General features: G+C 70.9%; 22 protein-coding genes. 7 read left to right on the forward strand and 15 right to left on the reverse strand.

The window, feature by feature from the left end:
* Nucleotides 1–20: 20 nt before the first annotated feature.
* Genes HLK59_RS03915 through HLK59_RS03950 form a run of 8 tightly spaced genes read right to left on the reverse strand, consistent with a single transcriptional unit; the run spans nucleotide 21 to nucleotide 7,864 of the window.
* Nucleotides 21–917: a dihydrodipicolinate synthase family protein gene (locus HLK59_RS03915; protein ID WP_171139773.1), complete on the reverse strand. Its 897-nt coding sequence runs from the start codon at nucleotides 915–917 to the stop codon at nucleotides 21–23.
* Nucleotides 918–957: 40 nt separating this feature from the next.
* Nucleotides 958–2,358, reverse strand: a complete 1,401-nt coding sequence (locus HLK59_RS03920; RefSeq protein WP_171139774.1) for an NAD(P)/FAD-dependent oxidoreductase — start codon at nucleotides 2,356–2,358, stop codon at nucleotides 958–960.
* Nucleotides 2,348–2,650, reverse strand: coding sequence for a (2Fe-2S)-binding protein (locus tag HLK59_RS03925; RefSeq protein WP_171139775.1), 303 nt, complete (start codon nucleotides 2,648–2,650; stop codon nucleotides 2,348–2,350). The genes HLK59_RS03920 and HLK59_RS03925 overlap by 11 nt, the downstream gene beginning before the upstream one ends.
* Nucleotides 2,647–3,852, reverse strand: a complete 1,206-nt coding sequence (locus HLK59_RS03930; RefSeq protein ID WP_171139776.1) for an FAD-binding oxidoreductase — start codon at nucleotides 3,850–3,852, stop codon at nucleotides 2,647–2,649. Before HLK59_RS03930 ends, HLK59_RS03925 begins: the two co-directional genes overlap by 4 nt.
* A 44-nt stretch (nucleotides 3,853–3,896) precedes the next feature.
* Nucleotides 3,897–4,712 (reverse strand): ABC transporter permease, encoded by an 816-nt coding sequence (locus tag HLK59_RS03935; RefSeq protein WP_171139777.1) that lies wholly within the window; start codon nucleotides 4,710–4,712, stop codon nucleotides 3,897–3,899.
* 12 nt (nucleotides 4,713–4,724) lie between these two features.
* Nucleotides 4,725–5,588, reverse strand: coding sequence for an ABC transporter permease (locus tag HLK59_RS03940; RefSeq protein WP_171139778.1), 864 nt, complete (start codon nucleotides 5,586–5,588; stop codon nucleotides 4,725–4,727).
* A gap of 4 nt (nucleotides 5,589–5,592) precedes the next feature.
* A complete protein-coding gene (locus HLK59_RS03945) occupies nucleotides 5,593–6,789 on the reverse strand; it encodes an ABC transporter substrate-binding protein (RefSeq protein ID WP_171139779.1) in 1,197 nt (398 codons plus the stop codon).
* A gap of 37 nt (nucleotides 6,790–6,826) precedes the next feature.
* Nucleotides 6,827–7,864, reverse strand: a complete 1,038-nt coding sequence (locus tag HLK59_RS03950) for an ABC transporter ATP-binding protein (protein ID WP_171139780.1) — start codon at nucleotides 7,862–7,864, stop codon at nucleotides 6,827–6,829.
* 103 nt (nucleotides 7,865–7,967) lie between these two features.
* Between HLK59_RS03950 and HLK59_RS03955 the strand changes: the two genes are divergently transcribed.
* Nucleotides 7,968–8,726 (forward strand): GntR family transcriptional regulator, encoded by a 759-nt coding sequence (locus tag HLK59_RS03955; protein ID WP_171139781.1) that lies wholly within the window; start codon nucleotides 7,968–7,970, stop codon nucleotides 8,724–8,726.
* 41 nt (nucleotides 8,727–8,767) lie between these two features.
* Nucleotides 8,768–9,529, forward strand: coding sequence for a hypothetical protein (locus tag HLK59_RS03960; RefSeq protein WP_171139782.1), 762 nt, complete (start codon nucleotides 8,768–8,770; stop codon nucleotides 9,527–9,529).
* A gap of 63 nt (nucleotides 9,530–9,592) precedes the next feature.
* Here the strand turns inward: HLK59_RS03960 and HLK59_RS03965 are convergent, their stop codons facing one another.
* Nucleotides 9,593–10,252 carry a hypothetical protein gene (locus HLK59_RS03965; RefSeq protein ID WP_171139783.1) on the reverse strand — a complete coding sequence of 220 codons (660 nt, stop codon included), beginning with the start codon at nucleotides 10,250–10,252 and terminating at the stop codon, nucleotides 9,593–9,595.
* Between the two features lie 237 nt (nucleotides 10,253–10,489).
* Between HLK59_RS03965 and HLK59_RS03970 the strand changes: the two genes are divergently transcribed.
* Nucleotides 10,490–11,146, forward strand: coding sequence for a helix-turn-helix transcriptional regulator (locus HLK59_RS03970; RefSeq protein WP_171139784.1), 657 nt, complete (start codon nucleotides 10,490–10,492; stop codon nucleotides 11,144–11,146).
* 32 nt (nucleotides 11,147–11,178) lie between these two features.
* Nucleotides 11,179–11,706, forward strand: a complete 528-nt coding sequence (locus HLK59_RS03975) for a toxin-antitoxin system, toxin component (RefSeq protein WP_171139785.1) — start codon at nucleotides 11,179–11,181, stop codon at nucleotides 11,704–11,706.
* 16 nt (nucleotides 11,707–11,722) lie between these two features.
* Here the strand turns inward: HLK59_RS03975 and HLK59_RS03980 are convergent, their stop codons facing one another.
* Nucleotides 11,723–12,745, reverse strand: coding sequence for an alpha/beta fold hydrolase (locus HLK59_RS03980; RefSeq protein ID WP_171139786.1), 1,023 nt, complete (start codon nucleotides 12,743–12,745; stop codon nucleotides 11,723–11,725).
* Nucleotides 12,746–12,965: 220 nt separating this feature from the next.
* Between HLK59_RS03980 and HLK59_RS03985 the strand changes: the two genes are divergently transcribed.
* Nucleotides 12,966–13,193 carry a hypothetical protein gene (locus tag HLK59_RS03985; protein WP_171139787.1) on the forward strand — a complete coding sequence of 76 codons (228 nt, stop codon included), beginning with the start codon at nucleotides 12,966–12,968 and terminating at the stop codon, nucleotides 13,191–13,193.
* Nucleotides 13,194–13,202: 9 nt separating this feature from the next.
* Here the strand turns inward: HLK59_RS03985 and HLK59_RS03990 are convergent, their stop codons facing one another.
* A complete protein-coding gene (locus HLK59_RS03990) occupies nucleotides 13,203–13,877 on the reverse strand; it encodes a 4'-phosphopantetheinyl transferase superfamily protein (RefSeq protein WP_171139788.1) in 675 nt (224 codons plus the stop codon).
* Entirely contained in the window at nucleotides 13,825–14,733 is a 909-nt protein-coding gene (locus tag HLK59_RS03995) for a metallophosphoesterase (protein ID WP_171139789.1), read from the reverse strand. Before HLK59_RS03995 ends, HLK59_RS03990 begins: the two co-directional genes overlap by 53 nt.
* 269 nt (nucleotides 14,734–15,002) lie before the next feature.
* Between HLK59_RS03995 and HLK59_RS04000 the strand changes: the two genes are divergently transcribed.
* Both HLK59_RS04000 and HLK59_RS04005 read left to right on the forward strand, forming a co-directional pair.
* Nucleotides 15,003–16,136, forward strand: a complete 1,134-nt coding sequence (locus tag HLK59_RS04000; RefSeq protein ID WP_171139790.1) for an ATP-grasp domain-containing protein — start codon at nucleotides 15,003–15,005, stop codon at nucleotides 16,134–16,136.
* Nucleotides 16,137–16,321: 185 nt separating this feature from the next.
* Nucleotides 16,322–18,001, forward strand: a complete 1,680-nt coding sequence (locus tag HLK59_RS04005; protein WP_171139791.1) for a carbohydrate binding domain-containing protein — start codon at nucleotides 16,322–16,324, stop codon at nucleotides 17,999–18,001.
* 58 nt (nucleotides 18,002–18,059) lie between these two features.
* Here HLK59_RS04005 and HLK59_RS04010 read toward each other — a convergent pair whose 3' ends face one another.
* From HLK59_RS04010 to HLK59_RS04020, 3 genes are all read right to left on the reverse strand, one after another.
* Nucleotides 18,060–18,878 carry a sulfotransferase gene (locus tag HLK59_RS04010; protein ID WP_171139792.1) on the reverse strand — a complete coding sequence of 273 codons (819 nt, stop codon included), beginning with the start codon at nucleotides 18,876–18,878 and terminating at the stop codon, nucleotides 18,060–18,062.
* A 205-nt stretch (nucleotides 18,879–19,083) separates the two neighbouring features.
* Nucleotides 19,084–20,334 carry an alpha-L-fucosidase gene (locus HLK59_RS04015; RefSeq protein WP_171139793.1) on the reverse strand — a complete coding sequence of 417 codons (1,251 nt, stop codon included), beginning with the start codon at nucleotides 20,332–20,334 and terminating at the stop codon, nucleotides 19,084–19,086.
* Between the two features lie 3 nt (nucleotides 20,335–20,337).
* Nucleotides 20,338–23,391 (reverse strand): glycoside hydrolase family 38 C-terminal domain-containing protein, encoded by a 3,054-nt coding sequence (locus HLK59_RS04020; RefSeq protein WP_171139794.1) that lies wholly within the window; start codon nucleotides 23,389–23,391, stop codon nucleotides 20,338–20,340.
* Nucleotides 23,392–23,404: the final 13 nt, after the last annotated feature.

Raw genomic sequence — 23,404 nt, forward strand, 5'->3', positions numbered from 1 at the left:
GGATCCAGCCTCCTTCGCGGTTACGCCAGTCCGGCGGCGACGGCCTTCTCGGTAGCGGTGCGGACCGCGGCCGACTGCTCCGCGAGCAAAGGCTGCCGCGGTGGGCGGCAGCCTCCCCCGTGCCGGCCGACGATGTCCATGGACAACTTGATGGCCTGCACGAACTCGACCTTGGAGTCCCAGCGCAGCAGCGGGTGCAGCTGCTCGTAGAGCTTCTTCGCGGTGCCGAGGTCGCCTCCGACGGCCGCCCGGTAGAGGTCGACGCTCGCGCGCGGCAGCGCGTTCGGGTAACCGGCCACCCAGCCCTTGGCGCCCGCGACCGCGAGTTCCAGCAGGACGTCGTCGGCGCCGATCAACAGGTCGAGTTCCGGGGCGAGTTCGGCCAGCTGATAGGCGCGGCGGACATCGCCGGAGAACTCCTTGACCGCGTGGACGAATCCCTCGGCATGCAGCTTGGCGAGCAGTTCCGGGACGAGGTCGACCTTCGTGTCGATGGGGTTGTTGTAGGCGACGACCGGCACTCCGGCCTCGGCGACCGCCGCGTAGTGCGCGAGTACCGAACGTTCGTCGGCGCGGTAGGCGTTCGGCGGCAGCAGCATCACGGACGCGCAGCCCGCGTCGCGCGCCTGCTCGGCCCAGCGCCGGGCCTCGGCGGAGCCGTAGGCGGCGACGCCCGGCATCACGCGCTCGCCGCCGATCGCGGCGACGGCGGTCTCCACGACCTTGGCGCGCTCCTCGGGGGTGAGGACCTGGTACTCGCCGAGGGAGCCGTTCGGTACGACGCCGTCGCAGCCGTTCTCGACGAGCCAGGCGCAGTGGTCGGCGTACCGGGCATGGTCGACGGACAGGTCGTCGTCGAGCGGCAGCGCTGTGGCGACGAGGACGCCGTGCCAGGGGCGGTGATCAACGGTGGGCATGTGTACTCCCTATGAGATGTGACCTGTGAGGTGTGACATTTCACTGTTCCTCGGTCTCTCCGGCCCGGGCCAGTACACCGAGGGGTACCGGACGGGCGAAGGGCCGTCTGCCCGGTGTGGGTTCGCAGCCGGCCAGTCCCGCGACCGCGGGTCCGCACACCCGCCCCTGGCACCAGCCCATCCCGGCCCGTGTCAGCAGCTTCACGGTCCGTTCGTCCCCGGCGCCGAACTCGTCGACGGCCTCCCGGATCGCGCCCGCGGTGACCTCCTCGCAGCGGCAGACGACGGTGTCGTCGGTGACCTGCTCGGTCCAGTGGGCGGGCGGTGCGTAGAGGGTGTCGAGCGCGGCGAAGAACGCGCGCAGCCGGGTACGGGTCCTCGCGGCGGCGGCCCACTCGCGTGCGTCGGGCGCGGTGCCGTGCAGCCGCGCCGCGGCCGATCGGCCCGCGATGTGTCCCTCGGCGAGGGAGAGGGCGGAGCCGCCGATGCCGGTGGTCTCGCCCGCGGCCCAGACGCCGGGGACGTCGGTGCGCTGCTCGTCGTCGACGTGCACGTCCATCCCGTCGAGACGGCAGCCCAGCGTCTGTGCGAGGTCGGTGTGCGGCAGCATGCCGTGGCCCACGGCGAGGGTGTCGCAGGCGATACGGCGCTCGGTGCCGGGCCTGACCCGCCCGTCGCCGTCGAGAGCCGCCGCCGTGACCGCCTCCAGCCGTTCGGTGCCGTGCGCCTCGACGACGGTGTGGCGGACCAGGGTGCGCACCCGGTGCCGGAGAAGGTGGGCCGCGTACCGGGCGCCTTCGGCGACCTTGCCGGGCTGGACCGCAAGGGTGCCGGCCCGGCGTACGAAGCTCTTCGGGTCGGCGGACTCGACCAGCGCGGCCACCTTCACACCGGCCGCGGCGAGGCCGGTCGCGACGGGGAGCAGCAGCGGGCCGGTGCCGGCGACGACGGCGGTGCGTCCGGGGACGGCGAGGCCGCCTTTGAGCATGGCCTGGGCGCCGCCCGCCGTGACGACACCGGGGAGGGTCCAGCCGGGGAAGGGCAGGACCTTCTCGTAGCCGCCGGTGGCGAGGAGCACGGCGTCGGCGCGGACCGCGACGGGTTCCTCCTGTTCGGGACCGAGGAGGGCGTGCACGGTGAACCCGGCGGGGAGCCGCTCCACGACCCAGACATGATGGTCCGTCAAATGGCGTGCGGTGCCTGCCCGTACGTGGGTGCGCAGGCCGTCGCGGAGTCGCTCCCAGGTGGGCCACTGGTGGTGCAGGGCCTGGGGGCGGCGGGCTCCGAGTCCCGGCGCCGGGCGGCGGTAGAACTGTCCGCCGGCCTCCGGGGCGGAGTCGATCAGGGTGACCCGGACTCCCCGTGCGGCGGCGGCGATCGTGGCGGCGAGCCCGGCGGGTCCCGCGCCGATCACCGCCAGGTGCGGTCGGTCATTCACCATGCCCCGTCCCTTCCTGGGTACGGATCGCGTCGCCCGGGTGCAGGGGCACCAGGCAAGCCCGTTGGTTGGGGCGGTCGTTGACCGTCACCAGGCAGTCGAAGCAGACACCGATGCCGCAGAAGACGCCTCGTGGTCGGCCCTCGCCGCGGGTGCTGCGCCAGGAGGTGACACCGGCGGCCCAGAGCGCGGCGGCGACGGTCTGGCCGGGCAGCGCCGGGATCTCGCGGCCGTCGAGGGTGACCGTGAAGGGCGGGCCGGGCCGGGCGTCGGCCAGTTCGAGCGGGGACTTCACGCGGTCTCCTCCTCGGTCGAAGCGCGATCGGGCTCCTCGGCGGGAGAGCAGTCTGGCGCCTCGGCGGGAAAGCGGTCGGGACGGAAGGGCGTCAGGTCCAGCTCGGGTGCCTTCCCGGTGAGCGCCTGCGCGATCAAGTGCCCGGTACCGGTGGCCAGTCCGATGCCCGCGCCCTCGTGCCCGCAGGCGTGGTGCAGTCCGGGGACGCGCGGATCGGGGCCGATCGCGGGGAGGTGGTCGGGCAGGTACGGGCGGAATCCGAGGTAGGCGCGCATCGCCCGGACGTCGGTGAGGAACGGGAACAGCCGGGTCGCGCCCGCCGCCAGGGCGCGCAGGACCGGCAGGGAGAACGACCGGTCGAAGCCGACGCGTTCACGGCTCGCGCCGATCAACACCGGCCCCGCGGCGGTCCCTTCCACGACCGGCGAGGTCTGTAGCGCGGCCGAGTCGCTGGCCACGTCGGCCACGTAGTCGGCGGCGTACACCTTGTGCCGGATCATGCGCGGGAGGGGTTCGGTGACCAGGACGAAGCCGCGCCGCGGGAGGACGGGGAGGCGGGTTCCGGCGAGCCGGGCCAGTTCGGCGCCCCAGGTGCCGGCCGCGTTGACGACCGCCGGGGCGTGGATGTCGCCCCGGTCCGTGCGGACGCCGCGCACCGCGCCGTCCGGGGTGAGTGTCACGTCCGTGACGGTCCGGCCGGTGAACAGCCGTGCGCCCGAGGCGCGGACGAGGTGGGCGGCGGCCAGCGCGGGCATGACCTGGCAGTCCTGTGGATACAGCACCCCGCCGGGCAGACCGGGGGCGAGACGGGGTTCGAGGTCGTACAGTCCGTCTCCGGTGACGGTCTCGGCGACGACCCCGGCGAGGCGCTGTCCGTCGGCGAACCGTTCGAGCGCGGCGAGTCCCTCCGGTGCCGAGGCGACGACCACACCGCCCTTGGCCTCGTACTCGACGGACTCCCCCCACTCCTCGGCCAGGTCCGCCCACAGGCGCCCCGACAGCAGGGCCAGGTCGAGTTCCGGGCCGGGTTCCTTGTCGGAGACGAGGAGGTTGCCCTCACCGGCTCCGGTCGTGCCGCCGGCCACGGGACCACGGTCCACGAGGATCACGTCGAGGCCCGCCCGGGCCGCGTACAGGGCGCAGGCCGCGCCCACCATTCCGGCTCCGACGACCACGACATCGCAGGTCAGTCGCTCGCTCACGACAGTACTATGTCACATACCTCTCTCGTTGGGGATGCCCCGCGTCAGACCCGGCTCCCGGTCGCCGTGTCGGACGACAGCCGCTGAGCGACGTAGATCGGGATGACGGAGAGCAGGACGAGCACCGCCGCCACCACGTTGACCACCGGCGCCTGTTGAGGCCGTGTCATGTTGTTGAAGATCCAGATCGGCAGGGTCTCGACACCCGGTCCGGCGGTGAACGTGGTCACCACGATCTCGTCGAAGGAGAGCGCGAAGGCGAGCAGGCCGCCCGCGAGCAGCGCCGAGCGCACCAGCGGGAAGGTGATGTCCACGAAGGCGCGGAAGGTGTGGGCACCGAGGTCCATCGCCGCCTCCTCGTACGAGCCGGAGGTGCGTCGCAGCCGTGCGACGACGTTGTTGAAGACGACGACGATGCAGAAGGTGGCGTGCCCGACGACCACGGTGAACAGCCCCAGGCCGACGCCGAGCGGCTCGAGTACCGTGCTGAAGGCCGAGTTGAGCGCGATGCCGGTGACGATGCCGGGCAGCGCGATCGGCAGGACGACCACGAAGGAGATGGCGTCGCGGCCGAAGAAGCGGTGCCGGGCGACGGCGAAGGCGATGAGTGTGCCCAGCACCAGTGCTGTGGCAGTGGCGCCGAGGCCCGCCTTGACCGAGACCCACAGCGCCTCGCGCGCGCCCTCGTTCTCCCACGCGACCGACCACCAGTGCGCGGTGAACCCCGGCGGAGGCCAGCTCGCGCTCCGGTCCGGGTTGAAGGAGTTGAGGAGGACGAGGACGAGCGGGACGTAGATCACGACGAAGCCGAACGCGGCGGCGACGCGCAGGGCGATGCGCGCGGAGCGGGACAGTTGCACGAGGGCTCCTCTCTACAGGCTGCTCAGGGCACCGGTACGGCGCATCGCCAGCAGGTACAGCACGATGACGACCACCGGCACCGTGCCCAGCGCGGCGGCCATCGGCAGGTTGAGTTCGATGTTGGAGTAGACGAGGTTGCCGATCAGCTGGGTCTTGCCGCCGACGATCTGCACGGTGATGTAGTCACCCAGACTCAGCGAGAACGTGAACACGGACCCGGCCGCCACCGACGGCAGCACCATCGGCAGCACCACCGACCGGAAGGTCCGCCGGCCCGTCGCCCCCAGGTCCGCCGACGCGTCGAGCAGGTTGGCGGGCAGCTGCTCCAGTGCCGTGTGGATCGGCAGGATCATGTACGGCAGCCAGAGGTACGTCAGTGTGAGCACGGCCGCGGTCAGTCCGTACCCCGGGCCGCTGAGCCCGAACGGCTTCAGCGTCCAGTCGGCGAGCCCGCCCTCGGAGAGGATCAGCCGCCAGGCGTACACCTTGACCAGGTAACTCGCCCACAGCGGGGTGAGGATGGCGACCACGAGCAGGGGGCGCCACCGGGGCTTGGCCACCCGTGCGGTGTAGAAGGCGAGCGGGAAGGCGATCACCGCGCACAGAGCGGTGACGGCCAGGGCCACGCCGATGCTCCGCAGGATCACCTGCCGGAACACCGGGGTCGTGAACAGGGCGTGGAAGTTGTCCGTCGACCAGACCTTCACGACCTCGGACGTGAAGGAGTCCGTCGTCCAGAACGCGGAGACGAACAGCACGCTCAGCGAGCCGAGATAGAGCACGGCCAGCCACAGCAGCGGGGCCGTCAGCAGGAGGGTCAGGCGGAGGCGGGGGCGCCGGTGCAGCGCCCCCGCGGTCCGGTTGAGTACGGTCAACGCCTCAGCCCTTGATCTCGGTCCAGGCCTGGACCCACTTGGCGTACGGCACGCAGGTGACGTCGGTGCGGCCGTCGAGGCACTGCTCGATGGGGGTGTTCCAGAAGGCGATGTTCTTCCAGTAGCTCTCGTCGGTGGCGTGGTAGGTCGCGCAGAAGTTCTTGTCGCTGGTCAGGGCGCAGGCCTTGGAGTTGGCGGGCGCCTCGCCGAAGTACTCGGCGACCTGGGCGTTGGCCTGGGGGGAGACGATCCAGTCGAGCCATTTGTAGGCGCAGTTGGGGTGCTCGGCCTTGGCGGAGATCATCCAGGTGTCGGACCAGCCGGTGGAACCCTCCTTCGGCACGAACGCCTTGATCTTGGCGCCCTCGTCGGCGGTGAGGTTGGCGATGACCTGCCAGGTGGTGCCGACGACGGAGTCCCCGCTCTTGAAGGCGGAGATCTCCTTGAGGTAGTCGCTCCAGTACTCGCCGATGTTGGCGTTCTGCTGCTTCAGCAGCTCCACGGCGGCGTCGAACTGCTTCTGGTCCAGGGCGTAGGGGTCCTTGATGCCGAGGTCGGGCTTGGTCGCCTTGAGGTACAGGGCCGCGTCGGCGATGTAGATGGGCGAGTCGTACGCGGTGACATGGCCCTTGTACGTGGACGCGTCGTCGAAGACGGCGGACCAGGAGGTCGGCGCGGGGGTGACCTTCTCGGTGTTGTACATCAGCAGGTTGGCGCCGCGGCCGTGCGGGATGCCGTACATCTGGCCGTCGACGGAGTTCCAGTCGCCGTCCTTCAGTCCGCTGAAGATGTCCTGGTAGTTGGGGACGAGGTCGGTGTTGACCGGTGCCGCGTCTCCGGAGGCGATGAGGCGCAGGGAGGCGTCGCCGGAGGCGGAGACCGCGTCGTACTGGCCGGTCTTCATCAGCTTGACCATCTCGTCGGAGCTGGCCGCGGTCTTGGCGTTGACCTGGCAGCCGGTCTGCTTCTCGAAGTCGCTGACCCAGTCGACCTCGGGGTCGTTGGAGCCGTCCTCGACATAGCCGGCCCAGGCGATGAGATTGACCTCGCCCTCGGTCTTGCCGAGCTTCGACTGCGCCTTCAGATCAGGGGGGTTGAGGCCGGTGGCCGAGGAGCCGCCGCCACCGTCGTCGGAGGATCCGCAGGCGGTGACGGCGAGGAGCAGTGCGGCGGCCGCGGCCGCCTTGAGGGTGACGCGCACGACATACTCCGTGGGTGAGGGGGACGAGCGGGGTCGGTCAGTCGGGGACGGGCACGGCGACGGCATGGCGCCGGTGCCATTGCAATCGCACCCGGGTGCCGCGGTAGGCGGCGACGTCCTCGGAGGAGGTCTCCAGGTTCTGCTGGAGCACGGTGAGCCGGCCGCCGCTGTCGAGGTCGACGAGGAAGCGGGTCGCGTCGCCCAGGTAGACGACCTCGGCGACCGTGCCGACGGCGGTGGAGTGCTCCGGCTCGGCGGACTCGGCGGACTCCTTCAGGACCCGGATCTTCTCCGGGCGGATGCTGAAGGTGCCCGGGGTGCCGACGATCCGGTGGGCCGACTCGCCTTCGAGGAGGTTGGAGGCGCCCACGAAGGACGCCACGAAGGGGGTCGCGGGGCGTTCGTAGATCTCGGCCGGGGTGCCGACCTGTTCGATACGGCCCTGGTGGAAGACGGCGATGCGGTCGCTCATCGTCAGGGCCTCCTCCTGGTCATGGGTGACGAGGACGAAGGTGATGCCGACCTCGCGCTGGAGCGCCTTGAGTTCGACCTGCATCTGCTCGCGCAGCTTGAGGTCGAGGGCGCCGAGCGGTTCGTCGAGGAGCAGGACGCCGGGGCGGCCGACGAGGGCGCGGGCGAGGGCGACGCGCTGCCGCTGGCCGCCGGACAGCTGGCCGGGGCGCCGCTTGCCGAACCCTTCGAGACGGACCTCGGTGAGGGCCTTGCGGGCTCGTACCAGCCGTTCCGCCCTGGGCACCTTGCGGACCTTCAGCGGGTAGGCGACGTTCTGCTCCACGGTCATGTGCGGGAACAGGGCGTAGTCCTGGAAGACGGTGTGGACGTCCCGTTCGAAGGGCGCGAGGCCGGTGACGTCCTGCCCGGCGAGTTCGACGCGGCCTCCGGTGGGGGCCTCGAAACCGGCGATCATGCGCAGGACCGTGGTCTTGCCGGAGCCGGAGGGGCCGAGCATCGAGAAGAACTCCCCGTCCCGGATCTCCAGGTCGACCCCGGCCACGGCCGTCGTCTCGCCGAACGACTTCCGCAGGCCCTGGAGCCGGATCGCCATTCCCTCCATGGGCGGGAACCTTTCTGGTGCTCTCTCGCGTTGAACTGTTGACCGGAAACATATGAAGTCATAGTTCAAAGCTCAAGGCCCCCTTAGGGTAAAGCTTGAGTCAATGCGCAAGGTGGTGCCCGTGAAGCAGCAGCACATGAACGGCGGCGCCCGCAGAGCCGTCTTCGCCCCGGTCGACAACCGTGCGCGCGTGGACACGGTCGTGCGCCGGATCGGCGACGCCATCGAGCTCGGGCTGCTCGCCGACGGGGAGCAGCTGCCGGGCGAGAGCGAGCTGGCGGGTCAGCTCGGAGTGTCCACCGTGACCTTGCGGGAGGCGCTGATGGCGCTGCGCCAGCAGGGTCTGGTCACCACCCGCCGGGGCCGCGGCGGCGGTTCCTTCGTCTCCCTTCCCGAACTCCCCGGCGAGGACCGGCTCAAGGTCCGGCTGCGCGGCTGGAGCACCGAGGAGCTGCGCGACCTGGGCGACCACTGGGCGGCCCTGTCCGGTACCGCGGCCCGGCTCGCCGCCGAGCGCACGGAGCCCGACGACCTCGTACAACTGCGGCGTACGGCCGAGGAGTTGACGCGGGCCGAGGACGTGGCGGCGCGCAGCCGGGTGTACGGCCGCTTCCATGTGGAGCTGGCCGCGGCCGCGCAGTCGGCTCGGCTGACCCGGGAGCAGGTGACGCTGCAGACGGAGGTCGGTGCGCTGCTGTGTCTTGTGCTCGGGGACGACGAATATCGTGAAGAGGTGTCCGAGCGACTCCGATTCGTAATCTCGGCCGTGCAGGATGGGGCCCACGAATCGGCCAGGGAACTCGCCGAGCGGTGCGTCCGGGAGTCGACGTCGCGGCTGATCGCCCTGCGTCTGACGCTGTAGCCGCACCGGCCGCCCGATCCCCCGTCCGCAGGAGGGCATCCATGAGCCTCGCGACGGCAACGCTCGACAGGGCGCCGGAGGAGTCGGTCACGGCCCGGGTCCGCGAGGCCCTGGAGGCGGTGTTCGAAGCCGTGGCCGCGACCCGTACCGACACGACGGCCCTGCTGGAACGGGTGGCCGCCGAGGGCCGCCGCCCCGCGACCGTGGACCTCGCCGCGCTCCGCCCCGGCCTCCATCTGCGGCTCGCCCGCGAGGAGTTGGTCTCCGGGGTCGGCTTCGTCGCCGCACCGGGTCTGCTGGGCGACGTACCGGCATGGCTGGAGTGGTGGCAGTCGGGGCGCGACGGGGACGTACGGCCGCTGCTCCTGGACCTCGATCCCGAGCACTCGGCGTACGCCGACTACACGCACTGGGACTGGTTCGCCCTCCCCCGCGACACCGGGGAACGCGCGGTGGCCGGTCCGTACGTCGACTACCTCTGTTCCGACGAGTACAGCCTCACCCTGTCCGCGCCGGTGCGGGTCGAGGGGCGGTTCGCCGGGGTGGCCGCCGCGGACGTGTATCTGCGGCACTTCGAGGCGGCCGTGATGCCGATGCTGCGCCGGCTGCCCGGACCGGCGCGGCTGGTGAACGCGCGCGGCCGGGTCGCGGCCTCGACCGACCCCCGGCACCTGGTCGGTTCGCTCAGCAAGGGACCGGACTTCGCGCGGGCTCTCGCGTCGGGCCGTCCGGGCCACGCGGACGGGCTGCGGCTGGCGCCGTGCGACGGGGTGCCCCTGGTGCTGGTGACCGCCGCCCGGTGACCCGGGGCGGGGTCCGGTCGAACATCGCCGGGCACATCCCGGAGGCTCTCCGTGCGGACGTGCTCACTCCGCGGCGGAAACCACCCTCAGATGGGCCGCGGAGCGGCGTGCGCCCCGGGGCCTCGCCGACGGCCGGCGCGTCTCGCGCAGGACCAGGGTCAGCCGGGTGTAGCCCAGCTCCTGGAGGGTGGTGGGCGTCTCGTCGACGACCCGGCAGTCGGTGGCGCCCCAGCGCGGATCGGGGTGCAGGACCGGACGGACCGCGCCGTCGTGGGCGAAGGCCCGCTCGCCGACCGCGCGGATCCAGTGCGGCAGACCGTGCCGGTAGGCGGCCTCCATGATGGGGTCCTGGGCGATGTCCCGGCGGATCGACTGAAGCCCCTGGTCATGGCCGTTGCGCTCCACGGCGGCCGCGAAGTGGGCGAGCGCCGGCAGACACCAGCTGGACTCGTGCTCACCGAGGACCGTGCCCGCGTCCGGGTGGAACAGCACGAACCTGAGGAAGTTGTCGTCGGGCATGGCGGTGGGATGCGGGCCCACCTCACCGAAAAGTGTCTCGAAAGCGGTGTTCGACAGCACGACGTCCCACCGGTGGTCGAGGACGACCGAGGGAAAGGGGACGGCATCCAGGAGGGTGGTGTAGTCCTGCAGATACGCCCGGGCCTCAAGACTGTCGGGGACGGGCCGCGGCTCCGGCCGCTGCCTTCCTGCCTGTTGTGCCATCGGGAGGTCACCCCTCTTGCCTATGCGGCCTTCACGCGGCGCCCCGATCCTGCTGCCCGAGCGCGAGTCGTGTCAACTATCGTGGCATTTCGTGCCTGTTGACGGCTGAAATTGGCCACAGTTGTGGCGAGACCTGGATGTAAGTTCGAACGAGGGGCTACTCTCCCGGGAGTTCACGGCAACTGCATGTGATGATCGCCCTGTGAGAAGCCAGTGAGAGACGTAGGAGATCTGTCGGTGACGGATGGCTTCGCGAGTCCGGCCACCGCGGTGACGGCTGCGCTGCCGGGCGTCGTCGCCCGGGTCACCGCGCTCGCCGACCGGCTCGGCGTGCCGCACGCGGAGGTCCTGCACATCGGCCGCCTCTCGGTGGCCTCCGGCGTCCCCGAGCCCGTGGTCAAGTCCCTGCTGGGCGGCCGCCCCGCGGGCGAGCCCGACGTACAGGCCCGCTTCCTCCAGCGCCTGGGCCTGCTGCGGCGCACCCGGCTCAAGCCCAACGGCCGCAAGTACACCCAGCAGGAGATCGCCGACGGCGCCTTCATGTCCCGGCAGCAGGCGGGCGCCCTCATCAACGGCGACCGGCGGCCCACCATGGAGCACTGCGACGCCATCCAGCGCTTCTTCCGGGTGCACGCCGGATTCCTCACGGCCGAGGACCCCGAGGCGCTCGCCGGGGCCCTGCAGCGCACGGAGCAGGAGCTGCTCCAGAAGCTGGCCGACCGCGAGAAGGAGGCGTCGGCCGCGGCCGGCGATCCGCTGGAGCGGCTGCTCCAGGACCACGGCGTCCGCGGGATCGCCTGGCGGGCCGCGCAGCTGCCCACCGACCAGCACCGCGACAAGGTCGCCGAATGGCTGGACATGCTCCTGGAGAGCGTCAAACGGCCCGAGTCGTGAGCCGGGGGATAACTGTGGGCATCGGTAGGGAAATGCGCCGCCTGTGCGGCGAGCTGGTGGCGGAACTGACCCTCCCCGCACCGGCGCGCCCGGCGGACCTGTACACCGAACTCTGCGAGGCGATGAGCCGGCGCCGCGGTCGGCCGGTCCACTTCCGTACGGCCGCGTTCCCGCCCGACACCGCGAGCGGGCTGTGGCTCGACATGGCCGACCAGGATCTCGTCGTCGTGGAGGAACGCACCGCTCCCGGGCACCAGTTGGTCATCCTCGGCCACGAGCTGTGGCACATGAAGGCCGGGCACTGCAGTCACCATGTCGAGGGCGCCGCGGTCGCGGCCCGCATGCTCAGCGACGACGCGGACCTGCGGGCCACCGTTCTGAAGGTCGCCGCCCGCAGCCGGTTCGACCAGGCCGACGAGAAGGAGGCCGAGCGCTTCGGCCTGCTGCTCGCCAGCAAGTGCCGTGCCTGGCTGGACGGTTCGTCGGCGCGGCCCGTCCAGCTCGACCGCCTCGCGGGCCGTATCGAGGCCTCGCTGGGCTACCTCGGCCCCAAGAGCTGACCGGCGGCGGCACCGGTCAGGTCGCGCTGCGTTCGCTCGCCTCGCGCAGGTCGCGTTCGGTGGCACGGCTCAGCGGGATGCCGGGCCGGCCCTCGCACAGCAGCTCGCGCCAGTGCTCACGGCTCCAGTCCGCCGGCGCCGTGGTCGCGGTGAACTCCTCGACCAGGGAGACGAACCGCCCGGGATCGGTGTGGAACGGAAAGTGTCCCGCCCCCTCGAAGATCTCCAGCCGGCTCCCCGGCATCGCCTCGTGCGCCCCGAACGCGTGCCGCACCGGCACCACGCTGTCCCGGTCGCCCCACAGCAGCATCGTCGGCATGCCCTCGGTCAGATAGCACCGGTCGAGCATCGTCACCACCTGCCCCCGCCAGTCGACCACCGCGCGCAGCGTGCGGATGAAGGCGTTGCGTGAGGTCTCGTCCGGCAGCGCGTCCACGAGGTTCAGCAGGTCGGGGGCGTCCTGCCCGAGGTCGGTGTCGAGCAGCTTCATCAGCCTTACGGCGAGCCCCACTTGCCACCGCATCCCCGGCAGTCGCAACGAGGACAGCATCAGGTCGGCGCCGGGCAGCGACACCATCCGCAGCACGGGATTCACCTCACGCCCCACGCCGCCCGCGCTGACCAGGATGAGGCGCTCGGTGCGCTCGGGGAACTGGTAGGCGAACTGCATGGCCACGCCACCGCCCAGCGAGTGCCCGACGAGCGTCGCCGTCTCGACGCCGAGGGTGGTCAGCAGATCGCGCACCCCGTTGGCGTACGCGGCCACCGAGTAGTCGGCGCGCGGTTTGTCCGAGGCGCCGTGGCCGAGCAGGTCGGGGGCGATCACGGTGTGGGTGCGGGCGAGGTCGGGGATGAGTTCGGCCCAGGTGGCGGAGGAGTCCCCGATGCCGTGGATGAGGACCAGCGCGGGCCCCTCGCCGGCCATCCGGAAGGCCCGGCGATGGCCGTGCACGACCCGGTACTGCAACTCGAGTTCACCGTCGCCCACGGAGCGCAGCCGTACGGTGCGCGCCGGGCGGCGGTGCGGGACGTCGACCACGCACGTGCCTCCCCGTTCCCTGGCCGCCGGGCAGCGGCCGAAAGCCCTTCCCTCCAGCGTAGAACTCCATTCCCACCGGTGATTTCGCCGAGGTTTCGCCTCCGCTAAGCGGGCGAACCGGGGAGTGGCCGGGCCTCATTGTCAGTGGTGGGCGGCAAGCTGGAGTCGCACCCCTTGTACGGGTGCGCGACCGATGAGCCGACTTGGGGAGAGCCGACCGATGCAGACCGCCGTACTCACCGACCGCGAGCGCACCGCCGTCCAGGCCTACCTGCGGCTTCTGCACACCGTGCGCGCAGCCTTCGACGGTCCGCCGGACGCACGGCGACCACCCGTCGTGCCGCCCGCCGTGCTCGCGGAGGCGGAGCAGGCCCTGGCGGACGCGGGCCTCGTGGGCAACGAGGAGGAGTTCTTCCGGCTGCTGCGGAGCTGGCTCCCGCGTCCCTGAGGCCCGAGCTCAGGTGTGCGGCACCACGACGGCGGTCGCGACCAGCCCGCGCCTCACGGTCCAGCGCCCCTCGAAGCGGTCGAGGCGCCGGCCGCCCACCGTCGGCCCGGGTACGAGGAGTTCGGCGCTGAGGCTGCCGGCGAGCCGGTCGCCGGGGTGGACGGAGAGCTCGATGTCGGCCTCGGTGAAGTCGAGCCACTTCCCGGTGAGCGGGAACCACGCCTTGTAGACCGACTCCTTGGCGCTGAACAGCAGCCGGTCCCAGTGGACGTCGGGCCGTTCCTCGCCCAGCCGGCGCAGCCGGTCCGCCTCGGTGGGCAGGGAGGTGTAGGCGAGGACTCCGTCGGGGAGCGGCTCGTGGGGTTCGGCGTCGATCCCGAGGGAGGCCAGGTCGGCGGCGCGTACGAGGGCGGCGGCGCGGTAGCCGTCGCAGTGGGTCATGCTGCCGGCCAGGCCGGCGGGCCACTGCGGGGCGCCGCTGGCGCCGGGCAGGACGGGCTGGGGCGGGACGCCCAGCTTCTCCATGGCGCGACGGGCGCAGGAACGCACCGCGGCGAACTCGCGTCGGCGTTTGTCCGCCGCCCGCGCCACGACGGCCGCTTCCTCGGGGTACAGCGGCGCGATCCCGTCGTCACCGTACGTCTCCACGGCCACCACCGTGTCCGGCAGCAGCTCCTCGATCACGGGGCCCGACCTCCTTGGGCAGGATGCGGCGCAGTCGGCCCGGCGGGTCGGGGCGCTCGCGCCACTCCCGGGGGTATCCGACCGACACCTCTTCGAAGCGGACACCGTCGTGCCAGGTGGTCCGCGGGATGTGCAGATGACCGTAGACCATGGTCTGGACGCGGAACCTGCGGTGCCAGTCGGCGGTGAGCCGCGTGCCGCACCACATGGCGAACTCGGGGTACCAGAGCACCTCGGTCGGGTGCCGGTCCAGGGGGTAGTGGTTGACGAGCACGGTGGGCAGGTCCTCGGGCAGCTCGGCGAGTCTGCGGGCGGTCTCCTCGACCCGGGCCCGGCACCAGGCCTCGCGGCTCGGGTAGGGGTCGGGGTGCAGCAGGTGCTCGTCGTTGCAGACGATGCCGGTGCCGTACGCGTACTCCAGCCCCTGCTCCTTGGTCGTGCAGCCGGCGGGCAGGAAGGAGTAGTCGTACAGCAGGAAGAGCGGGGCGACGGCGACCGGACCGCCGGGGCCCTCCCAGACGGGATAGGGGTCCTCGGGGGTGACGACGCCGAGTTCGCGGCAGAGCGCGACGAGGTGTTCGTAGCGCTCGACGCCGCGCAGGGTGACCTCGTCGTCGGGGTGGGTCCACAGCTCGTGGTTGCCGGGGACCCAGACGACCTTGCGGAAGCGGCCGGCGAGTGTCTGGAGGGTCCGGCGGATCGCGGAGACGGTCTCGGCGACGTCACCGGCCACGAGGAGCCAGTCCTCGTCCGTCCCGGGGCGCATCTCCTCGACGAGGGCGCGGTTCTCCGGGTAGCCGACATGCAGGTCACTGATGGCCAGCAGCTGTGCGGAACCACCGGCCCTCGACGTCACCTCTCGCCCCTCCGAGCTCACGAATGGGACCACGAGAGCACATTCACGGCGCTTGGACAAGCGGCCCGGCACGGCGCGAAGAGGCATCGTTCAAGATCGAATAATCCGTAACACGCGCGTTGCACGCGGGACCCTCCGGAAGCCGTATGATCGCCCCAACACCACCGCCATGAACTTCCCTTCGCGCAGGGCGGTTTGGTGACCCTCCTCACACCCTGGCCGGGCTCGGCCTGCTTCGCCGTGCCCGAAAACCCCGAAAGGCGGCCTGCATGATCTCTCGCGTACGCGTCTGGCTCAACCGCACGTACGCGGAGAACGTGTTCTTCATGGATCAGCTGCGCCGAAATCCCAGTGATCGGGCCGTCGAGATCCATGCGACGCACGGCGACGCGGACTCCCCCGTACTGGCCGCCGCCGACACGGCCGAGCTGGAGCCGGAGGGTCTGTCCCCGGCCGCGTACGTCGAGTACGCGCTCGACCAGTGCACCCGGCGCGGCATCGACGTCTTCGTGCCCCGGCTGCACCAGTCGGCGATCGTGGCGCACCGAGCGGACTTCGAGGCGGCCGGTACGGCACTCCTCGCGCCGCCGCCGGAGGCCGTGGCCGTCTTCCACGACAAGGTGATCGCGTACGAGGCCGTACAGGCCATCGGGGTGCCCGTGCCGCCGTGGTACCGGGTGCGGACCGCCGAGGAACTCGTCGTCGCCGTCGAGAAGTTGGAGGCCGGCGGGCACAAGGCCTGCTTCAAGCCGGCGTCCGGCGCGGGCGGGGTGGGCTTCCGTGTGATCACGCGCGCCCCCTTCTCACTCGTTCACCTCAACGGCTTCCCCAGCCCGTACGTCCCGCTGGACACGGTCGTGGAGGCGCTGACGCAGGCCGACGAGCAGGTGGACTGGCTGGTCATGCCGCGCCTGGAGCAGCCGGAGGTGTCGGTCGACTGCCTCACGGGTCCCGACAACCGGATCCGGCTGGCGGTCGGCCGCACCAAGAACGGGCGCCGTCGCGGGTTCACGCTGCACGAGCAGTGGCTGGAGCCGGCACGGATGATCGCGGAGGGGTTCGGGCTCCACTACCTGTCCAACATCCAGTTCCGGATGTTCGGTGACACGCCGGTGCTGATGGATGTCAACACGCGGCCCGCGGGCGGGCTGCACCAGCTGTCGCTGTGCGGGGTCAACGCGCCTTGGGCCGCTGTGCAGTTGGCGCTGGGCGAGGACCCGGGAGAGATGGCTCCGCCGTTCCTGGGGCAGGACTACACGGTGGTGTCGGGACCGCGTCAGCTTCGGCCGGTGGCCATTCCGCATCAGCGGGCCGAGGTGTCGGAACCGCTGCCGGTGCCTGCGGCGCCCGAGCCGGTCGCCGTCGACTCCGTCCCGGCCGCGGGTCAGGTACTGCCGCTCTAGGTCGTTGGCCGGGTGCGGGTTCGTCGTGGCTTGTCGCGCAGTTCCCCGCGCCCCTCAAAAGCGTCTCCACCCACCGGTATGGACCAATTCCCTCCCTCACCCTTGACAGGTGGATTGGTCCATACCAACTTGTGTTGCGCACTTCCCTGTACTCCCGAGCACCCCCATATCTTCAGGGAGATCATGTGCGCACTCCACTTCTACGACGTCCCAGACGTCTCCTCGCTCTCCTGGGTACCGCGGCTCTCGCACTGGCCGGAGCCATCGCCCTTCCCGGTACAGCTCAAGCGGCCAATGTCCTGACCAATCCCGGATTCGAGTCGGGGGCCCTGAGCCCCTGGTCCTGCACCGGGAATCTCGGGTCGGTCGTCTCCTCCCCCGTGCACGGCGGCTCCAGGGCCCTGGCCGGTGCGGTGAGTTCGAGTGACATCTCCAAGTGCAGCCAGACCGTCGCCGTACGGCCGAACACCGCGTACACACTGAGCGGTTGGGTGCGCGGGAGCTACGTCTACCTCGGCGTGGACGGCGGTTCCTCCACCTGGACCACGTCGCCGTCGTCGTACAGCCAACTCAGTGTCTCCTTCACGACCGGTGCCTCGCAGACGAGCGCCACCGTCTACACCCACGGGTGGTACGCGCAGGGCACCTACTACGCCGACGACATCAACCTCGACGGCCCGGGCGGCAGTTCGGACACGCAGGCGCCGACCGCGCCGGCGAGTCTGCGTTCCACCGCGAAGACCTCGTCGAGTGTGTCGCTGGCGTGGAACGCCTCGACGGACAACGTCGGTGTCACGGCGTACGACATCTACAGCGGGTCCAACCAGGTGCTCAGCGTCTCCGGCACGAGCGCCACCGTCAGCGGGCTCGCCGCGAGCACGGCCTACACGTTCACCGTGCGGGCCCGGGACGCGGCCGGGAACTCCTCGGCCGCCTCGAACGCCGTGAGCGTCACGACGGACGCGGGCGGTGGGGGCGGTACGGGGTTCAAGCAGGCCGCGCCCTATCTGTATCTCGGCTGGGGTGACCCGCCGAGCGCCACCTCGGTGATGAGCTCGACCGGCATCAAGTGGTACACGATGGCGTTCATCCTGTCCTCCGGCGGCTGCAACCCGGCCTGGGACGGCAGCAGGCCGCTGACCGGCGGCAACGACCAGACCGTCATCAACTCCATCCGTTCCGCCGGCGGGGACATCGTGCCGTCGATCGGCGGCTGGAGCGGCAACAAGCTCGGGCCGAACTGCTCCACCGCCGAGGCACTGGCGGGCGCCTACCAGAAGGTGATCGACGCCTACGGGCTCAAGGCGATCGACGTCGACATCGAGAACACGGACGAATTCGAGAACGCGACCGTGCAGGACCGGATCCTGAACGCCCTGAAGATCGTCAAGGCGAACAACCCGGGGCTGCGGACCGTCCTGACCTTCGGGACGTCGACGACCGGTCCCACGTACTGGGGCAACCGGCTCATCGAGCAGGCCAACGCGCTGAACGCCAACATCGACGTGTTCACGATCATGCCGTTCGACTTCGGCGGCGGTGCCGACATGTACGGCAACACCGTGAACGCGACGGAGGGGCTGAAGACCAAGCTGAGGTCGACCTTCGGCTGGGACGACGCCACGGCCTACGCCCACATCGGCATCTCCGGGATGAACGGGCTCTCCGACCAGCAGGAGCTCACCTCGACGGCCACCTGGACCTCGATCCGGGACTGGGCCAACTCCCACCACATCGCGCGGCTCGCGTTCTGGTCGGTCAACCGTGACCGGCCGTGCCCGGGCGGCGGCGTGGTCAGCAACTGCTCCGGCATCAGCCAGAGCAACTGGCAGTTCACCTCGATCACGGCCGGCTTCACCGGCTGAGTCGATCGAGACCGGTCGGGCCGATCGATACCGGTCGACTCAAGCGATACCGGTCGGGTCAAGTGATCGGGTAACCCCACGCCTGGGCCAACTCGGCCAGGTGTGGGGGCAGTTCCACAGCGGAGTCGGCCTCGCGGGCCGGCTGGACGCGTCCCGACCTGATGGTGCTGGACCAGTCGCCGAGCTGCGGGCGGAAGGCGCCGTGGTCCTGGTCGCCGTAGTCGAGCATGCCGCTCTCCCAGGGCAGACCGAGGTGGTCGCACAGGGCGCGGGTCGCCCTCTCCGGCTCCGCGGTGAGCTCCTCGTAGGTGACCACATGGGCGTCGAGGGCTTGGCGCGCCTCTTCCAGCCTCTCGGCGTAGTCCAGGACTTCGGCGCGGATGGCCTCGTGGTCGGGATCCGTACGGCGGTTGGTCAGGGATGTGATGACCGCGCCGGGGTGGCGCAGCAGGACGACGTACCTCGCGTTCGGCCAACATCGGTGCAGCCGGGGCCAGATGAGGGTGTTGGCGGGGGTCTTGTCGACGATGACCTCCTTGCCGCTGCGGGCGAGTTCGAGGTGCAGCACCCGGTCCCACAGGACGTGTTCCAGCTCCTGCTTGTCCAGTTCGAGCGCCTTCATGGCCTCGGAGGTGAAGCTACGGCTCAACTCGACGTGCAGCGTCCGCAGATGCATCTCGTGCGGGGCGCGGACCCGGCTGTGGCTGTTCAGCAGCACCCGCAGCAGGGTGGAGCCCGAGCGCACGGACGACAGCACGAACACCGGGGAGTCCACCAGGCGCGGTGCGCGGGGGGCGGTGTACTTCGGGTCGGCGGCGGGTCGGGGCGCCGGTACGGCGTCCAGGGTCCGGCGGGGCGGGCTCACCGCCTCCTTCATCAGCCTCCCCCGACGCCTCAGCCCTTTGCCGATCGCGGACAAACGCGGGTCTCGCACAGTGACACCTCTCTCTCACGCCTTACACCCGCATCCCAGGGGCAGGGGAGAAACGCATGGTGTCCCGCAGGTGAAGCGCCGTGGTCACCGGAGCCCGAATTCAGGCGGTGACCAGGCGCTTTACCGCTTCCTTAATTCTCGATGGGAATCAGAACCGGCCCGCCCCCCGATACAGTTCCAGCTCCGCGTCCAGCTCCACCGCGAGCACCGTGGCATGCGGGTCGAGGTCGCTCCCGGCCGGCGGATCGATCCACAGCACGCCCACGGCGTCGTGCAGCCCGCCGACCACCCGGTGGCCGAGCTCGGTGCCGGTGCCGAGGACGGTGACCCGGCGGACCGGGGTGGCCAGGCCGCGGACACCGATCTCGGCGCGGGGGACGTCGAACAGGGTGAGGTAGAGCGTCCGGCCGTCGGCGGAGAGGGTGCTGGGCCCGTAGTGGTGCCCGGCCGGCAGCCCGCGCACCGTCCCGTACACCGCTTCCGCGTGCTTGGCGATCCACTCCCCCAGCCCTTCGAGGCGCTCCACCTGCGGCTGCGGGATGGTGCCGTCCTCCATCGGGCCGACGTCGAGCAGCAGGTTGCCGCCCCCGCCGATGGTCTCGGTGAAGTAGCGGACCAGCTGGGTGAGCGACTTGTGGTTGTGGTCCTGGTGCTGGTAGCCCCACGAGTCGTTGATGGTGAGGCACAACTCCCAGGGACCGCTGGGCGGTTCGATGGGGGCGCCCTGCTCGGGGGTGGCGTAGTCGCCCTCGCTGAGCATGCGGGCGTTGAAGACGACGTCGGGGTTGTACGAGCGTATGAGCGCGGCGAGTTCAGGGATGCGCCACTGCTCCTCGCTGCGGTCCCACTCGCCGTCGAACCACATCAGGTCGGGCCGGTAGCGGGAGGACAGCTCGCGGATCTGGCCGTCCCGGTAGGCGATGAACCTCTCCCAGGCCACCAGGTCCTCGTCCTCGGCCGAGCACTCGGAGTAGCGGTTGTCCTCCTGCTCCGGCGGGCGGCCGGGCTTGCGGGTGGTGGCGTAGTCGGGGTGGCTCCAGTCGGAGTGCGAGTAGTAGAAGCCGACCTTGAGGTCCTTCTCGCGCAGGGCCTCCGCGTAAGGGCCGATGTAGTCCTTGCCGAGGCCGAGGTCGCCGAACTCCGTGTCCCACAGGGCCACTCCGTCGTGGTGACGGGTCGTCAGGACGGCGTAGCGCGCACCGGCGCGGGCGAACAGGTCGGCCCAGGCGCGAGGGTCGTACCTGGCGCCGGTGAAGCGGTCCAGCTGGGACATGTACCGGTCGTGCGGGACGATGTCGTCGTAGAACGACCAGGACTCCTGGACGCCGTCGACGGCGTAGATGCCCCAGTGGACGAAAATTCCCAACTTGGCGTCGGTGAACCAGGGTTGCATGGCCATGGGTCAGTTCACCTCGGCACGCTTCAGTCGCAGGGTGAGGATCTGGAAGGGGCGCAGCGTCACGGGGACCGTGCCGTCGACGGCGGCCTCGTCCCCGGTCAGCGGTCGCTCCAGCAGGTCGGTCACCTTGGCTCCGGCGAGCGGGAAGCCGGTGCGCAGGACGCCCCGGGCGCGGCCGCCGCCTGACTCGTAGAGCCGCACCACGACGTCTCCGGAGGCGTCGTCGGCGAGCTTGACCGCCTCGACGGTGATGCCCTCGCCGTCGACGGACACCACCGGCTCGGGCTCGCCCGCCGAATCGGCCACCCGCAGGGGGAGGTTGAGCGCGTAGCCCTCGGCGACCGCGTCCTCGATGCTGGCGCCGGGCAGCAGCGAGTAGGTGAAGCGGTGCTTGCCCTGGTCGGCCTCCGGGTCCGGGACGCGCGGGGCGCGGACCAGGCTGAGGCTGACCTTCGTCGTCGTGCCGCCGTCCTCGCGGACCGTGCGGGTCACGTCGTGGCCGTACGTCGAGTCGTTGATGACCGCGACACCGTAGCCGGGCTCCGCGACGTGCACCCAGCGGTGCCCCGAGACCTCGAAACGGGCCGCCTCCCAGCTGGTGTTGGTGTGCGTGGGGCGCTGGATGTGGCCGAACTGGATCTCCGCGGAGGAGTGCGGTGCGCGGACGTCGATCGGGAAGCCCGCCTTGAGGATCTTCTCGGCCTCGTGCCAGTCGATGTCCGTCTCGATGTCGATCCGGGGGCTGCCGGCGCGGACGCTGATCGTCTGGGTGATCTTCGAGCCCTTGCCGAAGGAGCGCTCCACGCGGATGGCGCCGAGGAGCGGGTCCGCCTCCACGACGGTCACGCTGTCCGCGTCCAGCAGGTCGGTGAAGCGGTTCCTGTAGTGCTTGTCGATGTCCCAGGCGTCCCAGTAGTTCGGGAGGTCGGTGTGCAGGCGGAGGAGGTTGCCGGGCTCGGCGAGGACTTCGCGGTTCGCCCGAAGATCGAATGCAGAGGACAGTGTTCCGTCTTCCGCCACCTCTACACGGACGAGTCCGTTGTCGAGGACACGGCCCTCGACCGTCACCGGCCGTGCGGGCTCGGCGGCGGCCAGGGGCGCGCTGCCGTTCGCGGGCACCGTGACGTACGCCGGCGCGCCCGAGCCGTCCCGGACCACCTCGGCGCGGTCGTACGGGCTGGTGTTGAAGACCCGTGTCCCGCCACCGCCCAGTGCGGCGACGGCCTCCGCCGTCAGCACCTCCAGCTCCTGCGCCACCCGCGCGTACTCGGCCTCCGCCTCCCGGTGCACCCAGGCGATGGACGACCCCGGCAGGATGTCGTGGAACTGGTGCAGCAGGACCGTCTTCCAGAGGCGGTCGAGCTTCTCGTGGGGGTAGGCGTAGCCCGGCGCGTGCAGGGCGGCCGTCGTCGCCCACAACTCGGCCTCGCGGAGCTTGTGTTCGCTGCGGCGGTTGCCCTGCTTGGTGCGGGCCTGCGAGGTGTACGTGGCGCGGTGCAGCTCCAGGTAGAGCTCGCCGTGCCAGACGGGGGCGTCCTCGTACTCGGCGCGGGCCTTGGCGAAGAACTCGTCGGGGTGCTCGACGACGACCTTGGGCGAGCCCTCCAGGTCGGCGAGCCTGCGCGCGCGTTCCATGATCTCGCGGGTGGGGCCGCCACCGCCGTCGCCCCAGCCGAAGGGGGCCAGGGAGCGCGAACCGGCGCCCTTCTCCGCGTAGTTGCGGACCGCGCGGTCCATCTCCTCGCCGCTGAAGCGGGCGTTGTAGGTGTCGACCGGCGGGAAGTGGGTGAAGATGCGGGTGCCGTCGATGCCCTCCCACCAGAACGTGTGGTGGGGGAACTTGTTGGTCTGGTTCCAGGAGATCTTCTGGGTGAGGAACCACTCGTTGCCGGCGAGCTTGGCGAGCTGCGGGTAGGCGGCGTTGTAGCCGAAGGAGTCCGGCAGCCAGACGCCCTTGGTCTCGATGCCGAAGTGCTCGATGAAGAACCGCTTGCCGTGGACGAGCTGGCGGGCGATGGCCTCGCCGCCGGGCAGGTTGCCGTCGGACTCGACCCACATGCCGCCGACCGGGGCCCACTGGCCCTTCTTCACCGACTCCTGGATCCGGGCCCACACGTGCGGGTAGTTGTCGCGCACCCACTCGTACTGCTGGGCCTGGGAGCAGGCGAAGATGAAGTCGTCGTACTCGTCGGCGAGCGAGGTGACGTTGGAGAAGGTCCGGGACGTCTTGCGCTTGGTCTCGCGGATGGGCCAGAGCCAGGCGGAGTCGATGTGGGCGTGGCCGACACCGGAGATGGTGTGGGCGCTGGCGTGGGCGGGGCTGGCCAGGACGGGGGCGAGCACCTCGCGGACCGCGGCCGCGCTGCCGGAGATGTCGTCCAGGTCGAGGGCGTCCATCGCCCGGTCCAGGGCGTGCATGATCTCGTGGCGGCGCGGCTCGTGCTCGCCGAGGTGGACCATGACGCCGCGCAGTACCTGGAGGTCCAGGTCGAGGTGCCAGACCTCCTCGTCGAGGACGGCGATGTCGGCGCGCTGGAATGTATACAGTGGACGGTCGCCTGCCGTCAGTACATCGCCGAGCAGCGTCGGCGCCGCGAAGTCGTTGGCCAGGATGTCGGGGTTGGACGCCGCCTCGACCAGGTAGTCGATCTGTTCCCCGCCCGTCGCCGGGTTGGCGATCGGCACGTACTGGTTGAGCGGGTTGACCGCCTTCAGGGGGCGGCCGTCGGGCAGGTGGACCAGCGCCTCGGCCTGGTTGCCCGGCCAGTCGCCCACGAAGCCGAGGTCGATGACCGCCTCGACGCGCTTCCCGGCGAACTCGGCGGGGACCTCGCCCCGCATCCGGAACCAGGTGGTGCCCCAGGGCGGGCCCCACGGGGTGGCCATCGCGAAGGGCGCGTACGGGGCGGCGGCGGCCTCCTCGAAGGGGACCGGCTCCCCCGGCGCCTGCCAGGCCTCGACCTCGAAGGGGACGGTGGCCGCGTAGATCGCGGGCTTGATGCGCTGGTTGTGGAGGCGCTCTACGCGTTCCTCGATCCGGCGGCGTTCGTCGTGCATGAGAGGTCTCCAG

Source organism: Streptomyces sp. S3(2020), assembly GCF_013044505.1.
Lineage (GTDB): Bacteria > Actinomycetota > Actinomycetes > Streptomycetales > Streptomycetaceae > Streptomyces.

Bases quoted from the DNA above. Each gene is read 5' to 3' on its own strand.
- HLK59_RS03985 (WP_171139787.1), top strand. From the start codon at position 12,966: ATGCAGACCGCCGTACTCACCGACCGCGAGCGCACCGCCGTCCAGGCC.
- HLK59_RS04010 (WP_171139792.1), bottom strand. From the start codon at position 18,878: ATGAAGGAGGCGGTGAGCCCGCCCCGCCGGACCCTGGACGCCGTACCG.
- HLK59_RS03955 (WP_171139781.1), top strand. From the start codon at position 7,968: ATGCGCAAGGTGGTGCCCGTGAAGCAGCAGCACATGAACGGCGGCGCC.
- HLK59_RS03920 (WP_171139774.1), bottom strand. From the start codon at position 2,358: ATGGTGAATGACCGACCGCACCTGGCGGTGATCGGCGCGGGACCCGCC.
- HLK59_RS03965 (WP_171139783.1), bottom strand. From the start codon at position 10,252: ATGGCACAACAGGCAGGAAGGCAGCGGCCGGAGCCGCGGCCCGTCCCC.
- HLK59_RS03960 (WP_171139782.1), top strand. From the start codon at position 8,768: ATGAGCCTCGCGACGGCAACGCTCGACAGGGCGCCGGAGGAGTCGGTC.
- HLK59_RS03915 (WP_171139773.1), bottom strand. From the start codon at position 917: ATGCCCACCGTTGATCACCGCCCCTGGCACGGCGTCCTCGTCGCCACA.
- HLK59_RS04020 (WP_171139794.1), bottom strand. From the start codon at position 23,391: ATGCACGACGAACGCCGCCGGATCGAGGAACGCGTAGAGCGCCTCCAC.
- HLK59_RS03975 (WP_171139785.1), top strand. From the start codon at position 11,179: ATGCGCCGCCTGTGCGGCGAGCTGGTGGCGGAACTGACCCTCCCCGCA.
- HLK59_RS03950 (WP_171139780.1), bottom strand. From the start codon at position 7,864: ATGGAGGGAATGGCGATCCGGCTCCAGGGCCTGCGGAAGTCGTTCGGC.
- HLK59_RS04015 (WP_171139793.1), bottom strand. From the start codon at position 20,334: ATGGCCATGCAACCCTGGTTCACCGACGCCAAGTTGGGAATTTTCGTC.
- HLK59_RS04000 (WP_171139790.1), top strand. From the start codon at position 15,003: ATGATCTCTCGCGTACGCGTCTGGCTCAACCGCACGTACGCGGAGAAC.